This is a genomic window from Lysinibacillus telephonicus (assembly GCF_003966145.1).
Classification (GTDB): Bacteria; Bacillota; Bacilli; order Bacillales_A; family Planococcaceae; genus Ureibacillus; species Ureibacillus telephonicus.
Genome location: NZ_RXNR01000007.1, coordinates 1 through 23,205, shown reverse-complemented (window position 1 = coordinate 23,205; position 23,205 = coordinate 1). Strand labels below are relative to the sequence as shown.

The 23,205-nt window shown below is 35.7% G+C and carries 24 protein-coding genes; 1 reads left to right on the top strand and 23 read right to left on the bottom strand.

Annotated features, from left to right (window positions below):
- Positions 1-3 precede the first annotated feature (3 nt).
- The 17 genes from fliH to EKG35_RS03530 all read right to left on the bottom strand — a co-directional run bounded on the left by fliH (position 4) and on the right by EKG35_RS03530 (position 17,839).
- Positions 4-795 carry a flagellar assembly protein FliH gene (fliH, locus tag EKG35_RS03610; protein WP_185807630.1) on the bottom strand — a complete coding sequence of 264 codons (792 nt, stop codon included), beginning with the start codon at positions 793-795 and terminating at the stop codon, positions 4-6.
- Complete coding sequence (fliG, locus tag EKG35_RS03605; protein ID WP_126292956.1) at positions 779-1,792, bottom strand: flagellar motor switch protein FliG; 1,014 nt, start codon at positions 1,790-1,792, stop codon at positions 779-781. The genes fliH and fliG overlap by 17 nt, the downstream gene beginning before the upstream one ends.
- Before the next feature lie 14 nt (positions 1,793-1,806).
- Positions 1,807-3,399: a flagellar basal-body MS-ring/collar protein FliF gene (fliF, locus tag EKG35_RS03600; protein WP_126292955.1), complete on the bottom strand. Its 1,593-nt coding sequence runs from the start codon at positions 3,397-3,399 to the stop codon at positions 1,807-1,809.
- Positions 3,400-3,463: 64 nt separating this feature from the next.
- Positions 3,464-3,769: a flagellar hook-basal body complex protein FliE gene (gene fliE / locus EKG35_RS03595; protein ID WP_126292954.1), complete on the bottom strand. Its 306-nt coding sequence runs from the start codon at positions 3,767-3,769 to the stop codon at positions 3,464-3,466.
- Positions 3,770-3,789: 20 nt separating this feature from the next.
- On the bottom strand, positions 3,790-4,245 hold the full coding sequence (gene flgC / locus EKG35_RS03590) for a flagellar basal body rod protein FlgC (protein ID WP_126292953.1): 456 nt from the start codon (positions 4,243-4,245) through the stop codon (positions 3,790-3,792).
- A 2-nt stretch (positions 4,246-4,247) separates the two neighbouring features.
- Complete coding sequence (gene flgB, locus EKG35_RS03585) at positions 4,248-4,640, bottom strand: flagellar basal body rod protein FlgB (RefSeq protein WP_126292952.1); 393 nt, start codon at positions 4,638-4,640, stop codon at positions 4,248-4,250.
- A 494-nt stretch (positions 4,641-5,134) separates the two neighbouring features.
- Positions 5,135-5,914 (bottom strand): GTP-sensing pleiotropic transcriptional regulator CodY, encoded by a 780-nt coding sequence (gene codY / locus EKG35_RS03580; RefSeq protein ID WP_126292951.1) that lies wholly within the window; start codon positions 5,912-5,914, stop codon positions 5,135-5,137.
- A gap of 89 nt (positions 5,915-6,003) precedes the next feature.
- A complete protein-coding gene (gene hslU, locus EKG35_RS03575) occupies positions 6,004-7,398 on the bottom strand; it encodes an ATP-dependent protease ATPase subunit HslU (RefSeq protein ID WP_126292950.1) in 1,395 nt (464 codons plus the stop codon).
- Positions 7,395-7,940 carry an ATP-dependent protease subunit HslV gene (gene hslV / locus EKG35_RS03570; protein ID WP_126292949.1) on the bottom strand — a complete coding sequence of 182 codons (546 nt, stop codon included), beginning with the start codon at positions 7,938-7,940 and terminating at the stop codon, positions 7,395-7,397. Before hslV ends, hslU begins: the two co-directional genes overlap by 4 nt.
- A 17-nt stretch (positions 7,941-7,957) precedes the next feature.
- Positions 7,958-8,857, bottom strand: a complete 900-nt coding sequence (xerC, locus tag EKG35_RS03565; RefSeq protein WP_185807629.1) for a tyrosine recombinase XerC — start codon at positions 8,855-8,857, stop codon at positions 7,958-7,960.
- Between the two features lie 457 nt (positions 8,858-9,314).
- Positions 9,315-11,393 carry a type I DNA topoisomerase gene (topA, locus tag EKG35_RS03560; protein WP_126292948.1) on the bottom strand — a complete coding sequence of 693 codons (2,079 nt, stop codon included), beginning with the start codon at positions 11,391-11,393 and terminating at the stop codon, positions 9,315-9,317.
- Between the two features lie 232 nt (positions 11,394-11,625).
- Positions 11,626-12,321, bottom strand: coding sequence for a DNA-processing protein DprA (gene dprA, locus EKG35_RS03555; protein WP_342774100.1), 696 nt, complete (start codon positions 12,319-12,321; stop codon positions 11,626-11,628).
- 277 nt (positions 12,322-12,598) lie between these two features.
- Positions 12,599-13,501: a succinate--CoA ligase subunit alpha gene (gene sucD / locus EKG35_RS03550; protein WP_126292947.1), complete on the bottom strand. Its 903-nt coding sequence runs from the start codon at positions 13,499-13,501 to the stop codon at positions 12,599-12,601.
- 19 nt (positions 13,502-13,520) lie between these two features.
- Positions 13,521-14,681, bottom strand: a complete 1,161-nt coding sequence (sucC, locus tag EKG35_RS03545) for an ADP-forming succinate--CoA ligase subunit beta (RefSeq protein WP_126292946.1) — start codon at positions 14,679-14,681, stop codon at positions 13,521-13,523.
- A gap of 169 nt (positions 14,682-14,850) precedes the next feature.
- Entirely contained in the window at positions 14,851-15,144 is a 294-nt protein-coding gene (locus tag EKG35_RS03540) for an EscU/YscU/HrcU family type III secretion system export apparatus switch protein (RefSeq protein WP_126292945.1), read from the bottom strand.
- Positions 15,141-17,054, bottom strand: a complete 1,914-nt coding sequence (locus EKG35_RS03535; protein WP_126292944.1) for a hypothetical protein — start codon at positions 17,052-17,054, stop codon at positions 15,141-15,143. Before EKG35_RS03535 ends, EKG35_RS03540 begins: the two co-directional genes overlap by 4 nt.
- Complete coding sequence (locus EKG35_RS03530; RefSeq protein ID WP_126292943.1) at positions 17,051-17,839, bottom strand: ribonuclease HII; 789 nt, start codon at positions 17,837-17,839, stop codon at positions 17,051-17,053. Before EKG35_RS03530 ends, EKG35_RS03535 begins: the two co-directional genes overlap by 4 nt.
- A gap of 177 nt (positions 17,840-18,016) precedes the next feature.
- Between EKG35_RS03530 and EKG35_RS03525 the strand changes: the two genes are divergently transcribed.
- The gene (locus tag EKG35_RS03525; RefSeq protein WP_126292942.1) at positions 18,017-18,538 is read left to right on the top strand and encodes a PCYCGC motif-containing (lipo)protein; all 522 of its coding nucleotides are present in this window, start codon (positions 18,017-18,019) and stop codon (positions 18,536-18,538) included.
- Between the two features lie 231 nt (positions 18,539-18,769).
- Here EKG35_RS03525 and ylqF read toward each other — a convergent pair whose 3' ends face one another.
- From ylqF to EKG35_RS03495, 6 genes are all read right to left on the bottom strand, one after another.
- Entirely contained in the window at positions 18,770-19,648 is an 879-nt protein-coding gene (ylqF, locus tag EKG35_RS03520; protein ID WP_126292941.1) for a ribosome biogenesis GTPase YlqF, read from the bottom strand.
- A gap of 142 nt (positions 19,649-19,790) precedes the next feature.
- Positions 19,791-20,342: a signal peptidase I gene (gene lepB / locus EKG35_RS03515; protein ID WP_126292940.1), complete on the bottom strand. Its 552-nt coding sequence runs from the start codon at positions 20,340-20,342 to the stop codon at positions 19,791-19,793.
- Between the two features lie 101 nt (positions 20,343-20,443).
- Positions 20,444-20,788, bottom strand: coding sequence for a 50S ribosomal protein L19 (gene rplS, locus EKG35_RS03510; protein ID WP_126292939.1), 345 nt, complete (start codon positions 20,786-20,788; stop codon positions 20,444-20,446).
- A gap of 134 nt (positions 20,789-20,922) precedes the next feature.
- Complete coding sequence (gene trmD / locus EKG35_RS03505; RefSeq protein ID WP_126292938.1) at positions 20,923-21,651, bottom strand: tRNA (guanosine(37)-N1)-methyltransferase TrmD; 729 nt, start codon at positions 21,649-21,651, stop codon at positions 20,923-20,925.
- Positions 21,651-22,169, bottom strand: a complete 519-nt coding sequence (rimM, locus tag EKG35_RS03500; RefSeq protein ID WP_126292937.1) for a ribosome maturation factor RimM — start codon at positions 22,167-22,169, stop codon at positions 21,651-21,653. Before rimM ends, trmD begins: the two co-directional genes overlap by 1 nt.
- A 475-nt stretch (positions 22,170-22,644) precedes the next feature.
- Positions 22,645-23,205, bottom strand: a 561-nt coding sequence (locus tag EKG35_RS03495; protein WP_148103497.1) for a transposase, incomplete at its 5' end; no start/stop codon positions are given.

The window sequence follows — 23,205 nt, the reverse complement described above, 5'->3', positions numbered from 1 at the left end:
CTATCAGTCCTTACTACTTAAAATTTCATTAAGCTTCAATCTAAGTTCATGTAATTGTTCATCAATTGATACAACAATTCGGCCATGGTTTGTTTCGATATAGCTTTCAGTATCGGTCAGGTCTTCATTAACAAAAATCAGTAATGGTACATCTGTCGGAAACATTTCAGCTAATTCATCACGATTATCTGAAACGATTTTATGGTAAAGAGGTGATACATAAATTTTAATTTCTTTCATTTCACGAGCTTCTTTTAACCCTCGTTTAATAATTGAAAGATATATTTCATCATCACGATCCAATGAACTTCCGATAATGCGTTCAGCTGAAGCTAAAGCTATATCTAGAATTACCTGTTCTTGGTCTTCAATATATTTTTGTGCATTTAAGCGAGCAGTTTCGATTGTTTCGTTCGCTACTTTTAAAGCCTCTGCCATATCTGCACTCGCTTTATTTATTCCCTCTTCATAACCTTGCTGAAAGCCTTGATCATACGCCTGCTGCTCTAGAATGAGTTTTTCTTCTTCCCACATATGCTTTAACTGCTCTATAGCTTCAAGTTGTTTATGACGATACTTTTCGAATTCTTCTTTTTGTAAGTCTATTTGATATTGTGCATCTGAAAGCAATTGGTCACGTATTGCTGTTATTTCTGCGACAGATAGCTTAGGTTCTTGTTCTAAATCGTCTTGATCAAAGTTTTCAGTAAACAAGTTGCGAAGCTGGATCTCTACTTTTTTTTCTTTTTTTTGCATTGCGTTGGCTGAACGGATGATTCTAGACAATGACGTCATCTCCTCCACCGCGTGCAATAATAATCTCTCCTGCATCCTCTAAGCGACGGATAACTGCTACTATTCTTGATTGAGCTTCCTCTACATCACGAAGACGAACAGGTCCCATAATTTCCATTTCTTCTTTAAATGAATCAGCCATACGCTGTGACATATTGCGGAAGATAATATCTTTTACTTCCTCGCTACTTACCTTCATAGAAAGTAATAAATCTTCATTTTCACAGTCGCGAATAACTCGTTGAATCGAACGGTTGTCCAACGTAACAATATCCTCGAATACAAACATGCGCTTTTTAATTTCTTCAGCAAGCTCTGGATCTTGAATTTCAAGCGCATCGAGAATTGTTTTTTCCGTCTGTCTATCTACACCATTCAATACTTCAACAACTGCGTCTACGCCACCTGTTTCAGTATAATCCTGCGTAACAGTTGAGGACAGTTTTCTTTCTAATACTGATTCAATTTCACTAATAACCTCTGGCGAAGTTGAATCCATTACTGCTATACGCTTTGCAATATCAGCCTGAACCTCTTGTGGCAGTGATGATAAGATGACCCCTGCCTGTCCTGGATCTAAATATGACAAAATGAGGGCAATTGTTTGCGGATGCTCATTTTGAATAAAGTTGAAAATTTGTCCAGGATCAGCTTTTCTAGCAAAATCAAAAGGTCGAACTTGTAGTGAAGAAGTAAGTCGATTAATTATTGCTTGCGCCTGATCTTGACCTAACGCCTTTTCTAAAACAGTTTTTGCGTAGCCAATCCCTCCTTGAGAAATGTAATCTTGCGCTAATGCGATATTATGAAATTCTTCAATTATTTCTTCTTTAATACCTGGTTCAACTTTTTTCACGCTTGAAATTTCCAACGTAAGACGTTCGATTTCTTCTTCATTTAAATGCTTATAAACAGAAGCAGAAACTTCAGGTCCTAGAGAAATCAACAGTAAAGCAGCTTTTTGTTTCCCTGTTAATTCTTTATCTTTCTTGGACACAGCACGTCCCCCCATTAATCTTCAGTAATCCAACTTCGCAAAAGCTTTGCAAAGTCTTCCGGTTTTTCTTTCGCCATTTTTTCAAGTTGTTTACGTCGAATTGTACTCTCTGTTTCTTTTTCATCATTAATATCATCAACAAATAAATCTTCTTGTTCATTGATAATATTTAACTCTTCTTCTTTTTGTTTTTGTTTTTTCGAACGCAAGATAAAGAATACAAGAAGTAAGATAACAGCTAGTAATATTCCACCTATTACCCAAATCCACCAAGGAATTGTCGGCGTTTCTTCAGCTGCAGCAGCTTCATTTCCATGGAACTGTTGAACAGATACTACAATTTTTTCATCGACCTGTTCGTCAGTAAGTTGTCCCGCTGCCTCTTTATCAATTGTTGTTCGAACAATCGTCGACAAAATTTGTTCAACGTCTGCTCTTACCTCTTCTGGTAAAGATGCTGTGTCATTTGCCACTGGTGGTTCGAGCATAACTTGAATACCAATGTCGCGAATTTTATATGGACTTTCTTGAATATCTCTTGTAATTCGATTCACATCATTATTGATGGTTTCTTCGACACGTTCATAGTCTCCATCTCCATAAGCACCCGCTTGATAATCAATAAAATTATCAGTAACATTTTCAGCTTCAGGAGTACCTATTGCAGCATTGCCGCCTGTATATGTTTCTGTTATACGTTGGGCACTGACTTCAATACCTGCCATATTCTCTTCATCTACAGGTTCGACAAGATTTTCTTGGCGATTTTCTTGTTTAAAATCGATGTCAGTCGTTACAGAGACAACCACTTTATCATTCCCCATCAACGTTCCTAGCATTTGTTGAACTTGACGTTGAAGATCACGTTCAATGGTCTTTTTCACTTGCATTTGACCTTCAATTGAATCGATTGAATTAGAACCATTTGTTGCTGATTCTAAATCGAAATACTCAGAATATTGATTTGTAATAACAATATTATCAGTACTTAAATTTGGAATACTTTTAGATACCAAATTGTATAGTGTTTCAATTTGCTCATTGCTAAATTGATGTCCTGGTTCTGTATCCAAAACAATTGATGCACTTGCTTGTTGACTAGCATCATTTAAAAATACCCCTTGTTCAGGCATTGTAATCATGACATTGGCATCTTTAACACCGTCAATTGTTTTAATTAGGTTTGCCAACTCAGTTTGAGTGGCAGCAAGCTTGATTACATTAAATTCATTATCCGTCATCCCAAATCCGGCATTAGAAGTGAAAAATGAATTATTGATTTCACCTGAATTAGGATAACCTTGGGATGCAAGTGATACTTTTAATGTATCCACTTGATCCTCTGGAACTAAAATATTTGTACCCCCTGGGGCGATTTCATATGTAATACCTTGTGCACTTAATACTTCTGCAATTTCACCAGCTTCGGTAGTAGATAATTCAGTAAAAAGCGGCACCATAGTTGTTCTAGTAGAAAAATATGTAATAATACCAGCTAATGCAATAACACCAATTAAAGTTCCTATTATCGCACCCTTCTGATTTTTCGTTCGACTCTTCCAAAATCTAGAGGAGTCAGTTTTCACTCTTGTCAATCGTTCATTCATTGTGTGTCCTCCGATTATAGTGAATACACCAACAATTTATCGTCGTTTATTGTTATAAAATTAATTAAACAGACATTCGCATAATTTCTTGGTAGGCTTCAATTGCCTTATTTCTTACTTCAATTGTTGCATTTAATGTAACGCCCGCCTTTTGAGAAGCTATCATTACTTCATGCAGGTCTACATCTTCTCCATTTATTAATCTTTCAGTTAATTTATCAGACGTAATCTGTTGCTCGTTTACTGATTTGATTGCATCTTTTAATGTGTTTGCGAAAGACTGTTGGGCCTCATATGGCGTCGTCGGAGTTAATTTCGTTTCAGTTGCTGATTGAGTTGGCAGCATTGATGATACTGAATTTATCGCCAAGTTGATTCATCCTTTCCCTTTTACTTTCCTATTTCCAGCGCTTTTGTTAGCATCGACTTACTTGCATTAAAAACCGTAACATTCGCTTCATAAGAACGAGTTGCAGAAATTAAATCAACCATCTCTGTTAATAAATCAACATTAGGCATTTCAACATACCCTTCCTCGTTCGCATCAGGATGTGTTGGGTTATAAACTAATTTAAAAGGTTTCTCATTGTCTTCATTAATTGATACTACTTTAACACCATTTCCAGAATAATCCTTTCCACCTATTGCAGCATTTAAAAAATTAGAAAATTGCCCCTGATTCTCAGCCAATGTAACTGACTTTCTTCTATATGGCTCCCATTCTCCATTTACTTGTCTCGCACGTGTTGTATCAACATTTGCGATATTTGAAGAAATAACATCCATTCTTAAACGTTGAGCAGTAAGAGCAGACGCAGTTGAATTCATACTAGCAAATATGGACATCTTTATTTACCTCCTTTGATGACAGTATTCAACGTATTAAATTTACCAGAAATCCGCTCAACTAAAGCATTATAGTAAATAGTGTTTTCTGCTAAACTCGCTTGTTCTGCATCCATATCAACACCATTTCCATTGCTGCGATACTTGTAATTTTCATAGCTAAAAACTCCTGGAGTTGATTGTTTAATTTTAAAATCAAAATGTCTAACATCTGTTCGATTTGCTTCTATTGTTGAATTTTGGGCATCTGACAGCATTTTCTTAAAACTGACATCTTTCGCTTTATAATTCGGTGTATCGACATTCGCAATGTTTTGAGCAATAGTTTTATTTTTCAAAGATGCATAATTAAGTCCATACTCTAGGCTACTTATAGTTCCACCAAACAAGTTCAAACCATTCACCTCAATATATTAAATTTATTTAACATTTTGTTTCAAATCAATAACTTAATTTTAAAGTATGTTACGACAAAGTGTCTATCGCATTTTGTCGATTTTTAATAGGCTATACGTACTAATTTTCAAGGAATTTCTATTTATAGAATTCACAATTTGCACATTTAATACTGAATTCGACATGAAGTGATAGAGATTATAAGGATAAACCTCACACAAAATCAACCATTAAGAAAAAAGGACTATGGTAAAAATGTACAACATAATAAATAGCCTTTTATCTATAACAGAAAAATTTTCAAACGATTGAAAACGCTTTTATACTGGTTGTACTTATAGCTGTACTTTTGATCAAGAATATCCTGTCTGACAAGCGTTGGCAGGTTGTTAAAATGTTTTTATAAAATAATAAAAGAGTGTAGACAAAGTCATAATTAACTTTATCTACACTCTGATGTGGTTTCACCTTTAGCAGATGAAACATATTTCAATTATTTCATTTTAATTTCAGCTAATGCAATTAAAAACTTATCATTCAATACTTTTATATACGTACCTTTCATTCCTAAAGAACGAGATTCAATAACACCAGCAGATTCTAATTTACGTAATGCATTTACGATTACAGAACGAGTAATTCCTACACGATCTGCAATTTTTGAAGCTACAAGTAAACCTTCATTACCGTCAAGTTCTTCAAAAATATGTTCAATAGCTTCCAATTCACTGTATGATAATGAGTTGATTGCCATTTGTACAACCGCTTTACTACGTGCCTCTTCTTCAATCTCTTCTGATTTTTCTCGTAAAATTTCCATTCCAACTACAGTAGCACCATACTCAGCTAATATTAAATCATCGTCTTCAAAGCTTTCAGTCAGGCGTCCTAAAATTAAAGTACCTAGACGTTCTCCCCCACCAATAATAGGAACAATTGTTGTTAACCCGTTTTTGAATAAATCGCGATTTTCTATTGGGAAAACAGTATGTTCACTGTCAATGTCAATGTTAGGAGAAGTCTCTGTTATTTCAAATAAATGCTGTGTATAGTCTTCAGGGAATTGACGAGCTTCAAACATTTTTTTCATTCTTTCATTCTCAATTAATTGGTGAATTGAAATACCTAAAAGCTTCCCTTTTCGGCTTACAATAAATACATTGCTATCTATAATATCACCAAGTGTTTCTGCCATCTCTTTAAAGTTAACAGGTTTGCCGGCTGACGCTTGCAGCATTGAATTGATTTTACGTGTTTTTTCTAATAAATTCATTTAAATAAATCCTCCTAAAGGTTTACATTTAATAATTCACTTAATATTCTAAAGGTTTATAAAATTTATTGTAACTAATTAAACTCGAATTATAAGATAAATTGTGACAAATCTTTGTTTTTAGATATTTTCTCGAGCTTTTTATCGACATATGAAGGGGTAATTTCAATATGTGCTGGTGCTATTTCAGATGCTTCAAATGATAATTCTTCTAATAATCGTTCCATAATCGTGTGAAGTCTTCTCGCCCCAATATTATCCGTTTCTTGGTTAACCTCTGTTGCGATCTCAGCAATTCTATCTATCGCTTCGTCTGTAAAACTAATTGTTACACCTTCTGTTTCCAAAAGAGCTTTATACTGCAATATAAGGGATTGATCTGGTTCTTTTAAAATGCGAATAAAATCTTCCTTAGTTAACTTATCAAGTTCAACACGAATCGGGAATCGGCCTTGCAATTCGGGGATCAAATCACTTGGCTTAGACATATGGAAAGCACCAGCTGCAATAAACAACATAAAGTCAGTTTTTACTGGTCCATATTTTGTTGTTACAGTCGAGCCCTCAACAATCGGTAATATGTCACGCTGTACACCTTCTCGAGATACATCTGCTGAAGAAGATCCGCGACTTGCAATTTTATCAATTTCGTCAATAAAAATAATTCCAGATTGCTCTGCTCGTCGTATCGATTCCCCTGCTAATTCATCACTATCAATTAATTTATTCGCCTCTTCAATAATTAAAACGCGTCTAGCATCTTTGACCATCATCTTACGCTTTTTAACTTTTTTTGGCATCAAATTTGATAGCATGTCCTGCATTCCTGACGAACCCATGTCCATTCCCATTCCAGGCATTAATTCGAAAAATGGAGTATTTTGTTCAGTTACCTCAACAGTTACCCATTCTTCTTCTAATTTGCCCGCTTTTAAGTCTTCTAAAACTTGCGAGCGTTTCGAGCGGATTTCAACTTCCTCGACGCTCGTATCCTCAACAGGCTTTTCAGTTTTCTGTCCAAAAAGCATTTCTAATGGGTTTTGAGCCATCTTCGCTTTTAATTTTGATGGTACTAACAATTTAGCAATTGCTTCATTTGCATTTTGTTCTGCCAGATCTTTTACATTTTCCATCATTTCATCTTTAACAAGCCTTCTTGAAGCTTCAACCAAATCACGTACCATCGATTCTACATCGCGTCCAACATAACCTACTTCCGTAAATTTCGTTGCCTCAACTTTTATAAAGGGTGCATTTGTAAGCTTTGCAATTCTTCGAGCAATTTCTGTTTTCCCTACACCAGTAGGCCCAATCATTAAAATGTTTTTTGGAATAATTTCATTTTTTAAATCCTCATTTAATAATGATCGGCGATATCTATTTCGAAGGGCTATGGCAACAGCGCGCTTTGCATTATTTTGCCCAACAATATAACGGTTTAGCTGTTCTGTAATTTGTCTTGGCGTTAAATTTTGTTGTGTCATTCTTCCAGCGCCTCCACGATAATGTTATGGTTTGTATAAACACAAATATCCGCAGCGATCGTTAATGCTGCCTTCGCAATTTCTTTAGCAGATAAATTGCTGGCATTTTGCTTTAGCGCACGTCCAGCAGCTAATGCATAATTTCCTCCAGATCCAATCGCTAAAATACCATCATCCGGTTCAATAACTTCACCAGTACCTGAAATAAGAAGCAATGTCGAATTGTCCATTACTAAAAGCAGCGCTTCTAGTTGACGAAGCATTTTATCACCGCGCCATTGTTTTGCAACCTCTACCGCTGCACGCTGTAAGTTGCCTCCATATTCATTAAGCTTTGCTTCAAACATTTCAAATAAAGTGAATGCATCAGCAACAGACCCGGCAAACCCAGCTAATACTTTACCGTTAAATAGTCTTCTTACTTTTTTGGCAGTATGTTTCATTACAACTGAATTACCTAGTGTTACTTGCCCATCCCCAGCCATTGCACAGCCACCATTATGATGGATTGCAAAAATGGTTGTTGCGTGAAATTGTTCCATTTATCTTCCTCCTCACATTATGCTCGTGGATGCGTACTCATATAAGTTTTTCGAAGATGTTCTTTCGTTACATGCGTATATACTTGAGTTGATGATAGATTGGCATGGCCTAATAATTCTTGAACTGTTCTTAAATCCGCACCATGATTTAATAAATGTGTCGCAAATGAATGCCTTAACATATGTGGATAAATTTTAGTATGCATTGAAGCATTTTTAATCATTTCCTCTAATATATAACGTACACCACGCGGAGTAAGTTCTTCTCCACGCATATTTACAAAAAGTCGATTATGTTTTGTCTTTTTCATAAGAACCGGACGAACTTCTTCAATATATTTAACTAAAGCTTCGTGGGCATACTGTCCGAATGGAATTATTCTTTCCTTACGCCCCTTCCCCATTACTCGAATAATTGAATAATGAAAATCTATATCCTCAAGATCTATTGAAGTACATTCGCTGACTCGAATACCTGTTGCATAAAGCAATTCAAGCAAAGCAATATTACGTAGAGACTTGGGATCTGTACCGTAGTTGCGTTCGAATAATTGTGAAAGTTCCTCTTCATAAAAGAAGTTTGGTAAGCGCTTTTCTTTTTTAGGATGATAAAGTGAACGAAATGGTGCATCATCTAAATCATATTCTCGATTTAAAAATTTAAAAAATGATCGAATAGATGAAATTTTACGAGATATTGATGTTCTTGCTTTTTTTTCGTCGTATAACTTTGTAACATAAATTCTAGCATGCAAGTATTCAACATCATTTAGCTGAGTGACACCTTCGGATTGTAAAAAGGCCAGAAAGTCCTTTAAATCAATCTCATATTCCCTAACAGTATGTACTGAGAAGTTTTTTTCCAATTGAATATAACGGAGAAATTGATCCAATGCATCTTTCGATTCGATACCCAATTCAAGAAACCTCCCTTCCAACTATTTTCACTCAAGTCTCGCATCGTATTTGTAAGATTTTACAGAAGATTGCATTAATGATTGTGGCGCTATAACTAAAATTTTATTTCATTTAAAAACATCCATAATGACACTATACCTATATTGGAAATATATCAAGTATTAAGTAAATAAAAATTGTAAATTTTGAGTGAAGCATTAACAATTTAGTAATAAAATAACCGATTTTTATTGTCTTAAAGCACCCCGATTGCGCTATGACATCTATAATGCCTTAGAATGTCTAAGCCAACATGGTTCTCAAGTCTAATCCTTACAACTTTAAGACCTTTTGATAAGAACTAAGCTGGAGGCACAGAACACAAGCAAAAGAAAATGCCTCATAAATTATAACAATTTAATGAGGCATAAAGCAATTATATTGTTTGATAATTCATAAAATTTAGAAATATCATAACTATTGAGTCGGTTCTTCTTCGTAGTCACATTTTGTACATTGAATTTGAATACCTTTTTTTATTTTCTTCTCAACTAACAATGAACTACATTTCGGGCAAGGTCTACTAATTGGCTTATCCCAGGAGACAAAATCACATTCTGGATACGTGTTGCAACCGTAGAATAGACGTTTTGTTTTACTTTTTCTTTCTACAATTTCTCCAGTATCACAATTTGGACATTTCACTCCAATAGGCTTGATAATCGCCTTAGTATTTCTACATTCTGGGAAATTTGAACAAGCCATAAATTTTCCATATCGCCCTAATTTATAGACCATAGGCGAACCACAGTTTTCACAATCTTCCCCAGCTGGCTCATCTTTTATTTCGATTTTTTCCATCACTTCATCTGCATGCTTGACATTTTTCTCAAAGTCTTTATAAAATTCATCAATAATTTTTACCCAGTTTGTTTGCCCTTCTTCAATTTTATCGAGGTCTTCTTCCATTTTCGCAGTAAACTCGATATTAATAATTTCAGGGAAAAATTCTATCATAAACTGATGGACAATTTCACCAAGTTCTGTAGGTACAAATCGTTTAGCATCTAACTGAACATAGCCGCGCTTTTGAATTACATCTAACGTAGGTGCATATGTCGAAGGACGTCCGATTCCAAGCTCTTCAAGTTCTTTTACAAGACGTGCCTCGGTAAAACGTGGTGGTGGTTGTGTAAAGTGCTGCTTTGGCTCAATTTCTAACGATTTTACTGTATCGCCAACTTCCATTTCAGGCAGCAGCTTTGTTGTTTCTTCAGAATTATCATCAGTTCCTTCAATATAAAGTTTCATAAAACCAGGAAATTTCACATGGGAACCGTTTGCACGGAATTGTACATCTTGATTAACTAAATCAACAGTTACTGTGTCTAAAATCGCCGGTGCCATTTGACTTGCAATAAAACGTTCCCAAATAAGTCGATAAAGACGCAATTGATCCCGACTTAATACTTCCTTCAATTCTTCAGGTGTTCTCATTACACTAGTTGGACGGATTGCTTCATGGGCATCTTGAGCATTGGAAGATTTTTTTGCTTGTTTCTGCTCTCCGATAATATAATCTTTGCCATATTTTTCGTTTATAAAATTCGTAGCTTCAGCTTTAGCACTGTCTGAAATTCTTGTTGAGTCAGTTCTCATGTATGTAATTAACCCGACAGTACCTTCTTTTTTGCCTATATCAATACCTTCGTATAGTTGCTGAGCCAACATCATTGTTTTCTTCGCTCGGAAATTTAGCTTTCTCGCTGCTTCTTGTTGTAAAGATGATGTCGTGAAGGCAGGTGCTGCATTACGTTTTCGTTCTTTCTTAACGACATTTGTTACTCGGAATTCATCGCCTTTTAAACCACTTAAAACAGCCTTGACTTGTTCCTCGTTTGTAAGCTTAATTCTTACTTTTTCATTGCCATAGTAAAGTGCGTCAAACTGTTTTTTTCCTTTTTCGAAATTACCTTCAATAGTCCAGTATTCTTCTGGAACAAAATTCTTAATCTCTTCTTCTCGATCAATTATTAATCGAAGTGCAACAGATTGAACACGTCCTGCTGATAATCCCTTTTTAACTTTTTTCCAAAGGATTGGACTAATGTTATATCCAACTAGACGATCTAAAATACGTCTAGCTTGCTGAGCATCAACTAAATCCATGTTAATAGCACGGGGATGTTTAAAAGAGTCTAAAATTGCATCTTTTGTAATTTCGTTGAAAACAACGCGACACTCCGAATTCATATCAATATTAAGAGCTGATGCTAAATGCCATGCAATTGCTTCCCCTTCGCGGTCAGGGTCGGCTGCGAGATAAACTTTTTTTGCTTTTTTCGCTGCTGACTTTAATTCCTGGAGTACTGGGCCTTTTCCTCGAATGGTAATGTATTTCGGTTTATAATTATTTTCCGTATCAATACCTGTTTGGCTTTTTGGCAAATCAATAACATGACCAATGGAAGCCTTTACTTTATATTTTTTGCCTAAGTATCTTTCAATTGTTTTTGCTTTTGCTGGTGATTCTACAATCACTAAATAATCTGCCATCTATACTTCCCCCTTGTAGAGGTAAATTGTTATTAATCAAATCCACCATGTAATTTGACGATTAATTTTTTAGGACTTAAATAATACACATCCATTACCTAAATCGCATCATTACAGCGGTGTTCAACTTTCTTCTTTTTTCCAGGAAGCTCTCCCTTGAAGCAAAGTTAAAATGAATACCTGTTGCAAAATGTATAACAGTTTTTATGATAATGCAACTTTTTTTCAATATTTACCTTAAAAACAATTTTAATTCCTCTAATATTTGGTGGCCGCTCCATATAGGAATTGCCCCTTCTCTTAATAAACTATTCGTTCCTTTTGACTGTTCAGAGTCTATAGGTCCTGGTACTACAAATACATCTTTTCCATGCTCGAGTGCGTGTTCAGTTGTAATAAGGGAACCGCTCTTTAATGCTGCTTCTGTTACGACTATTGCATTGCTAATACCGCTTATAATACGATTTCTCATCGGAAAATGCCATTTCTGAACCCCAACATATGGAGGATATTCTGTTAATAGTAAATGATTTCCTTCCAATTCATCTGCAAGTTTTTTATTTTCTTTTGGATATAGATGAAATAATCCGTGACCTAAAACAGCAATAGTTTTTCCACCATATTTAATGGCTGCACTGTGTGCTAAACTGTCAACGCCTTTAGCTAGTCCACTTACGATAATAAAATTCCCCTGAATAAGGGGCGGTACAATCATTTCCATGGCCAACTCAGAATAATTCGTTGCTTTTCTTGAACCAACAATAGCTATTTTATTAGGATTTTTTAATAGTGAAATATCCCCTTTTGCATAAAGGATTGTTGGCGGATCAACTAACTCCATCAATTTCCCGGGATAATATTCACTATTAAAAGGAATAACATTTATATTAGCAGAATTATATGCATCTAATAAATTTATTTTTAACATTCGATGGTAATTTAGTAAAATATTATCAGCGTTTTTTGTCGAAATTGATAGGATTTTAGAGAAATTAGAGGACGACAAATTTTTTATATTTTGAATTGAGAGACTAGATTCTAATAGTTTTTGGAGTTTATTTAAAGTGAGAGGATAAACGTAGTGTAGAGCAATAAGATCGTGTAAAGAATTCAATAAAATCACTCCTCTTTTAGATAAATAATCTGATGAAAGAAGACGTGACCGCAAAAAAAGAAGGTGTAGCTCATTGGCTACACCTTTTATTTTAATGTGTTTTACATTTTTCGTATAGACCTTTTTCTTTTATTACTTTAATCAATGTTTCCCCTATAACAGATGGCGTTGCAGCTACTTCTATCCCAGCCTCATTCATTGCCTTAATTTTTTCTTTAGCCGTCCCTTTGCCGCCAGAAATAATTGCTCCTGCATGTCCCATGCGTTTCCCAGGAGGTGCAGTTTGACCACCAATGAAGCCTACAACAGGTTTTGTCATATTTTCTTTAATCCATGCAGCAGCTTCTTCTTCTGCAGTTCCGCCGATTTCACCAATCATAACAACCGCATATGTTTCTGGGTCATTATTAAATTCAGATAGAACATCGATAAAGTTAGTGCCATTTACCGGGTCTCCTCCGATACCAACAGCTGTTGATTGACCAATTCCAGCCTGTGTTAGTTGATGCACTGCTTCATAAGTAAGTGTGCCTGAGCGAGAAACGACACCAACGTGACCTTTTTTATGAATGTAGCCTGGCATAATTCCGATTTTACATTCATCAGCACTAATAACACCTGGACAGTTTGGACCTACTAAACGTGTTTTCTTTCCTTCCATATAACGTTTTACTTTCACCATATCCAACACAGGAATATGTTCCGTAATGCAAATCGTTAAATCTAATTCAGCGTCTACTGCCTCCATTATAGCATCTGCTGCAAATGGAGCTGGTACATAAATTACTGAAACATTTGCACCTGTTTGTTTCACTGCTTCCTGAACAGTATCAAATACAGGTACTCCTTCTATTACTTGCCCACCTTTACCAGGCGTTACCCCTGCTACAATTTTTGTACCATATTCCAGCATTTGTTTCGTATGGAAAAGGGCTGTTTCCCCTGTAATACCTTGAACAATTACCTTTGTATCTGCATTAATATAAACACTCATGAAATCTCCCTGCCTCCCATTAACCTACAAGCTCTACAATTTTTTCTGCGCCGTCAGCCATAGAATCTGCTGCAACAATGTTCAATCCAGATGCATTTAATAATTCTTTGCCTCGTTCGACATTTGTCCCTTCTAATCGAACTACTAACGGCACTTTTAACCCTAATTGCTTAGCAGCAGCAATAACACCTTCAGCTATTATGTCACATTTCATAATACCGCCAAAAATATTAACAAAAATGCCTTTTACGTTAGGATCTGACAAAATAATTTTAAATGCCTCAGTTACTTTTTCAGTTGTTGCACCACCACCAACATCAAGGAAATTGGCAGGTTGACCGCCGTAGTAGCTAATAGTATCCATCGTTGCCATCGCGAGGCCCGCACCATTAACCATACAGCCGATATTACCATCGAGCGAGATATAGCTTAAATCATATTTTGATGCTTCAATTTCCTTTGGATTTTCTTCATCAAAATCTCTTAACTCGACAATATCCTTATGTCGGTAAAGTGCATTTGAATCAAAATTAAATTTTGCATCAAGTGCCATTACTTCGTCTCCACCTGTTACGACAAGGGGATTAATTTCAAGGATTGATGCGTCTTTATCAACAAATGCATCATATAAGCCCAACATCAACTTAGCAGCTTTATTAACGAGCTTCGGCGGAATATTCATATTAAATGCCATACGGCGCGCCTGAAAAGGTAATAGACCTGTTACAGGATCGATGACTTCTTTAAAGATTTTTTCAGGGGTTTCCTCAGCTACCTCTTCGATGTCCATTCCACCCTCTTCAGAACCCATTAGAGTAACTCTAGAAGTTGATCTATCTAAAACGAAGCTTAAATAATATTCTTTTTTTATATCAGATCCTTCTTCGATGTAAAGTCGTTTTACTTCTTTACCCTCTGGACCTGTTTGATGTGTTACTAAAATTTTTCCTAATAATTCTTTCGCGTAAGTACGGACTTCATCCAAGTTCTTCGCGATTTTTACACCCCCAGCTTTTCCACGACCACCAGCGTGAATTTGTGCTTTTACAACGATTACATTGGAACCAAGTTCTTTTGCAACCTTCACTGCCTCTTCTGGTGAAAATGCAACTTTACCGTTTGGTACAGCCACACCATATTTTCTCAGGATTTCTTTCCCTTGGTATTCATGGATATTCATGATACATCCTCCAATCAGCCTTTTGAAAATTATTTTCTTAACATATTCTATTCTATACAAATATTCTGACAAAGTCTATTATTGTATTATTTGTATATTTTTCAATGTCTTATTACACAATTTTCTATATCAATCTAACAAACAATTGGCTTCATATTGTTTTACTATACTATTTTCCCTTTGTTAACGAGTCATAATTTCGATCTAATCGGTAAATAAATGCAAAAACTTCTGCTACTGCCTGATAGAGCTGTTCTGGTATTGAATCATTTAAATCTAGCTTGCCTAGCAATTCAACAAGATTTGGATCCTCATAAATTGGGACATTATGGATAGAAGCTTGTTCTAATATATTATCTGCAATTTTTCCCTTTCCCTTTGCAACAACTGTTGGACTATTGCCGTTATCCGGATTATATGAAAGGGCAATCGCTTCTTTTCTTATTAACTTTTTGTCGTTCATATTCTTATATCTACCCCATTTTGAAACTTTGAATCATTTTTTTGAATTACATTTTCATTGATTATTTGAGATTTCGTATTCTCAAATTTTTTTATGAATAATCCAGAAAGCTGATAATCTTTTTCTAACAATCCTGTTTTAAGAGATTGTTTTAACGGTTCTGCGAGTATTTCAAGATGAGGGTGATCATTATAAAGGTGAATAGTAATAATTCGATTTTGCACTTGCATATCGACTACCGTTTCTTGCAATGCCTCCATATTTAGATAAAATAAAACCCTTGCATAATTAGCATCGATTTTACCGTTTTCTTTCATTCGGCCATTCCATTGAATTGTTGCATCGGCATGTTTCCCCAAAAATTGTAAAGGAACTTGCATGATAAGTTGATGCTGTGGACCACTTTCTCCAGAGAATAATTGCATTCCATTTAACCTTGATAAAATAATATCAGCACTCTCTTTTAACGGCTGTGATGTTTGAGCATCTTGCAGTAAAGATATAAGTTGCGGTTTTAGCGATTGTGCGATTTCTGAAATATCACCACCCTTACTATTTAAAGATGCTTCGTAGCTCATTCCTAGAGATTTAAAAATTGTTTTTAATGCTTGTTCCATCGCTCTGCTGTCAATTGAAGCAAGGACTTGCGCATCCGCTTGTGTAACAGCATTTTGTATAAACGGATCAGCTGAATCATTAGCAACTTTTAAAATATTGGAAAATATTGCTTGCGAGTTGTTAGTAGCGTCGTATTTCATCAATGATAATAATTGATTTTTAGCAGAGTCACCATTTTCATCTTGCGTGAATAAACGACTTATTGCATTTTCTGAAAATGACTTTATAAGCTGTTCGTGCAGCTGCTTTGCTAACAATTCAATTGTTTGTGCATTTTTGGGTAAAGCTTCAAATCGAATAATAAGTTGTTGAAGCTGCGACTTTTGTTCTGAAGTTAATAATTGTTGATTCGTTAACCATTCTTTCACTTGAGCGATCATATTTTGTACATCTGCTGCATTTGCAGCTGCAATTGTTTGAACTAGCTGGCCAGCTGATGAATTCTGTATCTCGGTATTTGGTAATAACTTTGATGTAATTTGTTGAAAGCTTTGTGATAACCAATTTGGAATCGTCGAATTTTTAGGTAGAATCTCTGCTTCTTTCAAAAAATTTAATGCCTGTAGATTATTGGCGGAAGTTTCTGAACTAAGTAAGGTTTGCACAGCTTTTGATAATAGAATGCCGCCAGTTTCTACTGCAAATGGTTTTGAAATGGCTTGTAATTGTTGAAGCAAATTCAGCTTTATTTGTTGAGATACATTATTATTTTCTTTTGACAAAACGTTTGCAAAGTTTTCAATTGCCTCTGCTATCCCTGTTGTTTTAGCCCCATATAACAATCCTTTGAAAATTTCGTCAGTAAAAGGAAGCTTTAATTCAATCATTCTGTGTATTACTTGGATAGCCTCATTTTTCAATGTCCCTTCAGGTAAATTATTTAACCAGTTTTCTGCCTGAATTAGTTGATCTTTTGATATTGGTAGTTGATTTTTTATAAAGTGGGCTAGTATTTGCTGCAGTTCTGCTGTTTTTGGCAGGTTCATTGAGTCAAGCAATTGCGTCATTTGCTGTGCCATTGTCTGAGAAGGCTGCATTGGCCCTGTAACTACCTTTAGTTGTGCTTCGGGGTTTATACTTGTTACCTGAAAAAAATGAGAATCTCCTGCTTTTAACGGCGTTTCTAGCTTCGCAAAAAGTTTTTGGTTGCCAATTTGTATCTCTGCCATCTGGTCGGGGTAAAGCTTTTTAATAGTCCCGTGAAAAACTTGTCCTTGTTTTAATGACAGGGATTGGCTTTGCTGAATTGCCGCCCTGTCAATTTGAATTGGGTTAAATGATGCGGATGTCATAAAAATAATCGCTCCTTACTTTCAACCATTGATTTAATCGGTTCAAAACTTTTTCGGTGCTCAATTGTTGGCCCAAACTGTTCAAGCGCTTCTAAATGTTGTTTCGTTCCATAGCCTGCATTCTGATCAAATCCATAGGCCGGATATTTTTCGTGCAGCTTCTCCATATATTCATCACGTGCATTTTTCGCTAGAATTGAAGCTGCCGCAATTGCTAAGCTTTTGGCATCCCCTTTTACGACCGATTTTTGGGGTATTGATATCGGCAATGTCATAGCATCTACAATACAGAAATGTGGACAAATTGTTAGATTCTCGACGCTTTCTTTCATTGAATGTTTTGTTGCTTCATATATATTTAATTGGTCTATCATATCAACACTTTGAAAATGAATAGAGTATGCTAATGCGTGCTCTTTAATGATTTGTGCAAAATCCTCTCTAGCTTTTTTTGAAAGCTGTTTTGAATCATTAATCCCTATAAAACGCTCACAGTTATATGGTAAAATGACAGCCGCTGTCACAACTGGACCAGCCAAGGGGCCTCTACCTGCTTCATCAATTCCTGCTATATACGCATTTTCAAAAGGCATAAATGAAGCATCGAAACGAACTTTCCGTTCATGCTCATCAACTATTAGTTGCTGTTTTTTCATCCGGTTTTCCCATTGTTTCCACACCTTTTGTACACCTATTCGCTCATCTTGCTGAATTTCATCCATCCATTGCTCATATTGCTTCGCTTCATTTAATGCGATTGTTATTTCTTTTATTGTTTTCCCCATAACACTACACTTCCCTACAGTCTCTATACTATTTTATCGGCATCTTTACTTGTTCATAAAAGTAAAAATTTTAGCTTTCATTATATGTACTACTTTTAATGTAACATAGCTGTCACTGTATTCGATCAATCAATAAGAATATAATTAAAAAGACTATAATTTTTGGAGGAGAAACCTATGAAAAAAATACTCCCTCTCTTTGCTGCACTAGTACTTATTCTCTCTGCATGCAGCAGTTCTTCAGAAAACACACATAGTAAAGAAGAGCATTTAGATGCTGAGGAAGGAATGGAATCATCAACTATTTCACATAATCATTTATCAGGAGATCTTCAAGAATTAACTGCATCTGCACACGAACTACCAGAATTTTTAGATTCACAACCGGAGGATATTCGTTTAGTTTATGAAGTTGCTGGACAAGCAACAGACATTTTAAAATGGATACCTTGTTATTGCGGATGTGGTGAAACTGCAGGACATCGAAGTAATTTAAACTGTTTTATTGCTGAATCCCGGGACGATGGTTCAATAGTTTGGGATGACCACGGTACAAGGTGTCTTGTTTGTTTAGAAATTGCAGTTGAATCTGTTCAAATGTATAAGGAAGGGAAAACGTTAAAAGAAATTCGCGAGGCAATCGATTCAAAATACGCAGAAGGTTATGCAGAACCAACTCCAACAGAAATCCCTGCATAAAAAAACATCATCAAATTACTAAAAAAATCTGCCATTCACCCCTTGCGTAATCAGTACCCAACGTACGAATGGCATTTAAAATTAAAAGGGTATAGAAAGTCTTAATTGACTTATCTATACCCTGTTATTTCTAGCTAGTTAGACTTTTTTAAACCTCTTGCCAGACATTTTACTCTAACTGCAAGCTCCCAATTATTACAATGTACTATAAAAGTGTTTGTCAAATTCAAGTTACTCTTCTGTCGATGCCTCTTTCTCCAGTTGTTCCTCAACAATATCAAATGTTAAATTTCCTAGATTTTGATTACGAATGTCTCGTACAATAATTTCAGATACTTGATCATAATCAATTTCGCCGCCTGGTCCAAACACTTTTCTTAGCTTTCCAATATGGTCGAATGTTTCAACTAAATCTTCATGTACAAATGTTATTCCGTAGCGTTCTTCCATTCGGTTAGGATAATGGATTGAAAGAAAACGCAATCCATATACCGCTAAATCCTCCATGTTTATAATGGTATCTTTTATCGCTCCTGTTAAAGCTAGTTTTAATCCTACTTCTTGATCTTCAAATTTCGGCCATAAAATCCCTGGCGTATCTAAAAGTTCCAAATCTTTGCCAACCTTAATCCATTGCTGCGCCTTTGTTACCCCAGGTGTATTTCCCGTTTTTGCGATATTCTTTTTAGCTAAACGATTAATTAATGTAGATTTCCCAACATTCGGTATCCCTACAATCATCGCACGTATAGCTCTTGGTTTCATGCCTTTTGCTTTCATACGTGCCCATTTATCAGCTAGTATTTCTTGGGCAGCTTTTGTTACACGCTGTAGACCTTTACCATCTAATGAATTAATAGCAACAGCCATATGTCCACGGTCTGCAAAGTATTGTACCCATTTATGTGTTTGTGAATCGTCTGCCATATCAGCTTTATTTAAAATTAGTAGACGTGGTTTCTGATTAATTACTTGATCAATCATTGGATTTCTTGAAGATAGAGGCAAGCGTGCATCAATTAATTCAAAAACAATATCTACAAGCTTTAATTTTTCAGATACTTCACGTCTTGCTTTTGCCATATGCCCTGGAAACCATTGAATTGTCATGTTGTCATCCTCCTATATGTATTGCTTGAACGAAATTTGTACAAGTTAATGTTTTTATTATGTGATTTACAATAACTATTTTTCCCTAATTGCCAAAAAGAAAAGGAGATTTCAAGTGAACCTCCTTTTAGTAACATACGTATTAATCTACTATCTGAATTTCATTTAATGGCCAAAATACAATATTTGTTTTTCCAATAATTTTTTCTTCACTAACGATGCCAATATGTCGGCTATCTTTACTATATCGACGATTATCACCCATTACAAAAACATAGCCTTCTGGAATAACTTCAAGTGTTGGATCAATGTCTTGTAATGTAAAATCCTGAGTCAATGTGCCTTCTGTTAGCTGGGATTTATATTCATCTAAATACGGCTCATCAATCGGTTCTCCGTTTATATATAATTGATCGTCTTTATACTCAATATAGTCGCCCGGCAGCCCAATTACACGTTTAATATAATCTTTTCCTTCTGGGGCATGGAATACAACGATATCGAAACGATCAAGCTCTCCCATTTTATTTACTATCATCCGGTCGCCATCTTCAAGAGTCGGCATCATAGATTCACCATCAACTACAATTGGTGTAAATAAAAAGTACCGAATAAGTACTGCAATTGCAAAGGCTATTATAAGTGCTTTTGCCCATTCCCAAATTTCATTTTTTTCTTTTTTAGTTTTTTCCACGAGAGATGTCCCCCCATCTATTACTATTTTATAGCAAATGAATAATGTTGTACAAGCAAAAAGAAAGGGAGCTTGCCAACCAAGCCCCCATTCTAAATAAATTATCGAATTTCTTTAATACGAGCTGCTTTACCACGTAGGTTACGTAAATAGTAAAGTTTAGCACGACGTACTTTACCACGACGGATAACTTCTAATTTAGCGATTTTTGGAGTGTGTACAGGGAATGTACGTTCAACACCAACACCGTAAGAAATTTTGCGAACTGTGAAAGTTTCGCTAATTCCGCCACCACGACGTTTAATTACAACACCTTCAAACACTTGGATACGTTCACGAGTACCCTCGATTACTTTCACGTGTACACGTACAGTGTCACCAGGACGGAAAGTAGGAAGATCAGTGCGAAGCTGTTCTTTTGTAATTTCTGCAATAATGTTTGACATAGTTTTCTCTCCTTAGACAGATGCTCATGCAGTCCTCTGTTGGCCACAGCGGAACACCGTAATTCAGTACTTCACATAGAAGCACAAAATGAATAATACCACATTTTTATTTATTTTTGCAAGTCGTTTAACTATTATTTTTCGTTCTTTAACTTTTCAATATATGAGATTTGCTCTGGTGTTAATTGCATTTCCTCCAGCAGGTCAGGGCGTCTTTCGAAAGTTCGTTTTAACGATTGTTCCTCACGCCATTTATCAATTTTCGCATGATTTCCCGATAATAATACATCTGGTACTTTCATTCCACGGAATTCAGCTGGACGAGTATAATGTGGATGCTCAAGCAAGCCTGTTGAAAACGAATCATGTATATGTGAATCTTCTTGTCCTAAAACACCAGGTAAAAGTCTTACCACTGCATCAATAACAGTCATTGCTGGCAATTCACCACCAGTTAAAACAAAGTCTCCTATTGAAATTTCATCCGTTACAAGATATTGTCGAATGCGTTCATCATATCCTTCATAGTGTCCACATAAAAATACAAGGTCCTGTTCTTTTGAAAGCTCCTCTGCTTTTTTTTGAGTAAAGCGTTCACCTTGAGGGCACATTAGAATGATTCTCGGTTGTCTACCCTCTGCAATTGTTTCGACTGCTTGAAACATTGGTTCAGGTTTTAGCACCATTCCAGCACCGCCGCCGTAAGGATAATCATCAACTTGTTTATGTTTATTGTCGCTATATTCTCGTATATCTGAAACTGTTAATGATACTGCCTCTTTTTCTTGAGCCTTTTTTAAGATAGAAGAGCCAAATACACCTGTAAACATATCAGGAAATAGACTTAAGACATGGATATTCATTACAATAATCCTTCCATAACGTGAATAATAATTTTCTTTTCTTCTACGTCGATTTCTTTTACTACATCCTCAATATACGGGATATAATGTTTCTTTCCGTTAGTAGCCTTGATTTCCCAAACATCATTTGCACCGGTTTCTAAAATCTCCGTAACTGTACCAATTTTTTCGCCTTCTTCAGAGAACACTTCACATCCGATGATTTCAAAATGATAATATTCATTTTCTTCAAGCTCGTCATCAGCTAATTGATCTTTTGTTACTTTTAATAAGCCTTCCTTAAATGATTCAACTAAATTAATGTTATTGTATCCTTCGAATGTTAATAAAATGAAGTTTTTATGTCGACGTACACTTTCTACAGTTACCCAAATTGGTTTTTTATCATCTTTCTTGAATACCGCTAATTTGCTTCCTGGTGCAAACCGGACTTCTTCAAAGTCAGTTGAGGATAATACGCGAACTTCTCCGCGAATACCATGAGTATTAACGATTCTGCCTACATTAAACCATTCCATAAATTCACCTCTTTATAAACTTATTGTTTACGTTCACTTATGTCAATCATACTAAGAAAAGAACAAGCGCCCTGCTCATGAGGTTACTCGTTTGAAAAAAGGCTTTTGCTTAGCACCGCGTCGGCGAGAACACCACGTCCTCTAGCAACGTCTAAAATTTATCTGCATCGAAAGCGAATCGTCAAATGCATAACTCTCGTCGTGTGGGCCTCAAGCACTCGCCGACAAAAACGCCATATCGAGTGGCATTGTCGCCACCTGCACATCCTTGTGCGACGGATGTCCCTCAATCGAAAGCATTTTTTTAACTTTCGACTAAGGGTAGACCGCGACCTTGAGGAGGTGGGTGACTTGGGCTTGCGCTAGACATTATTTAAAGATATTATACTTTTTATTTTTATAAATTAAAAAGGTTCTTTGTCAAATAACGTTGGTGAAGGATATTAATCGATTATTACCATGCTCTTAACTAGCTTTAGGCTGTTTGGGAGCGTGGTTGTTTTTGTTCTGTTGTTTTGAGTTTGAAGTGTAAAATAATTCGCTTTTTGTAATTCATAAAATTTCTATATCCATAAGCTACACGATTTAATACTTTAATTTTATTGTTAATCCCTTCAATTTTGCCGTTGTTATAAGGATAATTAAAGCTGTTATGTATATACGGAAGATGCTCTTTCAACGTTTTTATACTAGTCTTCATATAGCTAGAGATTAAAGGATGAACAGGATTTATTAAACAAGATTCTAACATTTTAAAGTCCTTCTCTTCCATTGCTTTCAAAAGGGCTTGATAAAGCTCATAATTCGCTTTTAGCACTGGATCATACGCTAAAATTTCTTCAACGATGCTTGTTTCAAGACGTTGTCCGAATAGCGAATAATATTTGTATTCAACGCTAGAGAGAGCCGATTTCTTTTTGAGAATTAGCTTCCAGTAACGCTTCAATCGACGGTACTTTTTCATGTCTTCGTTATCTGAAGTTCTTAGTTGATTCATCACACTGATTCGGCACTTATTCATAGATCGATTGATTAA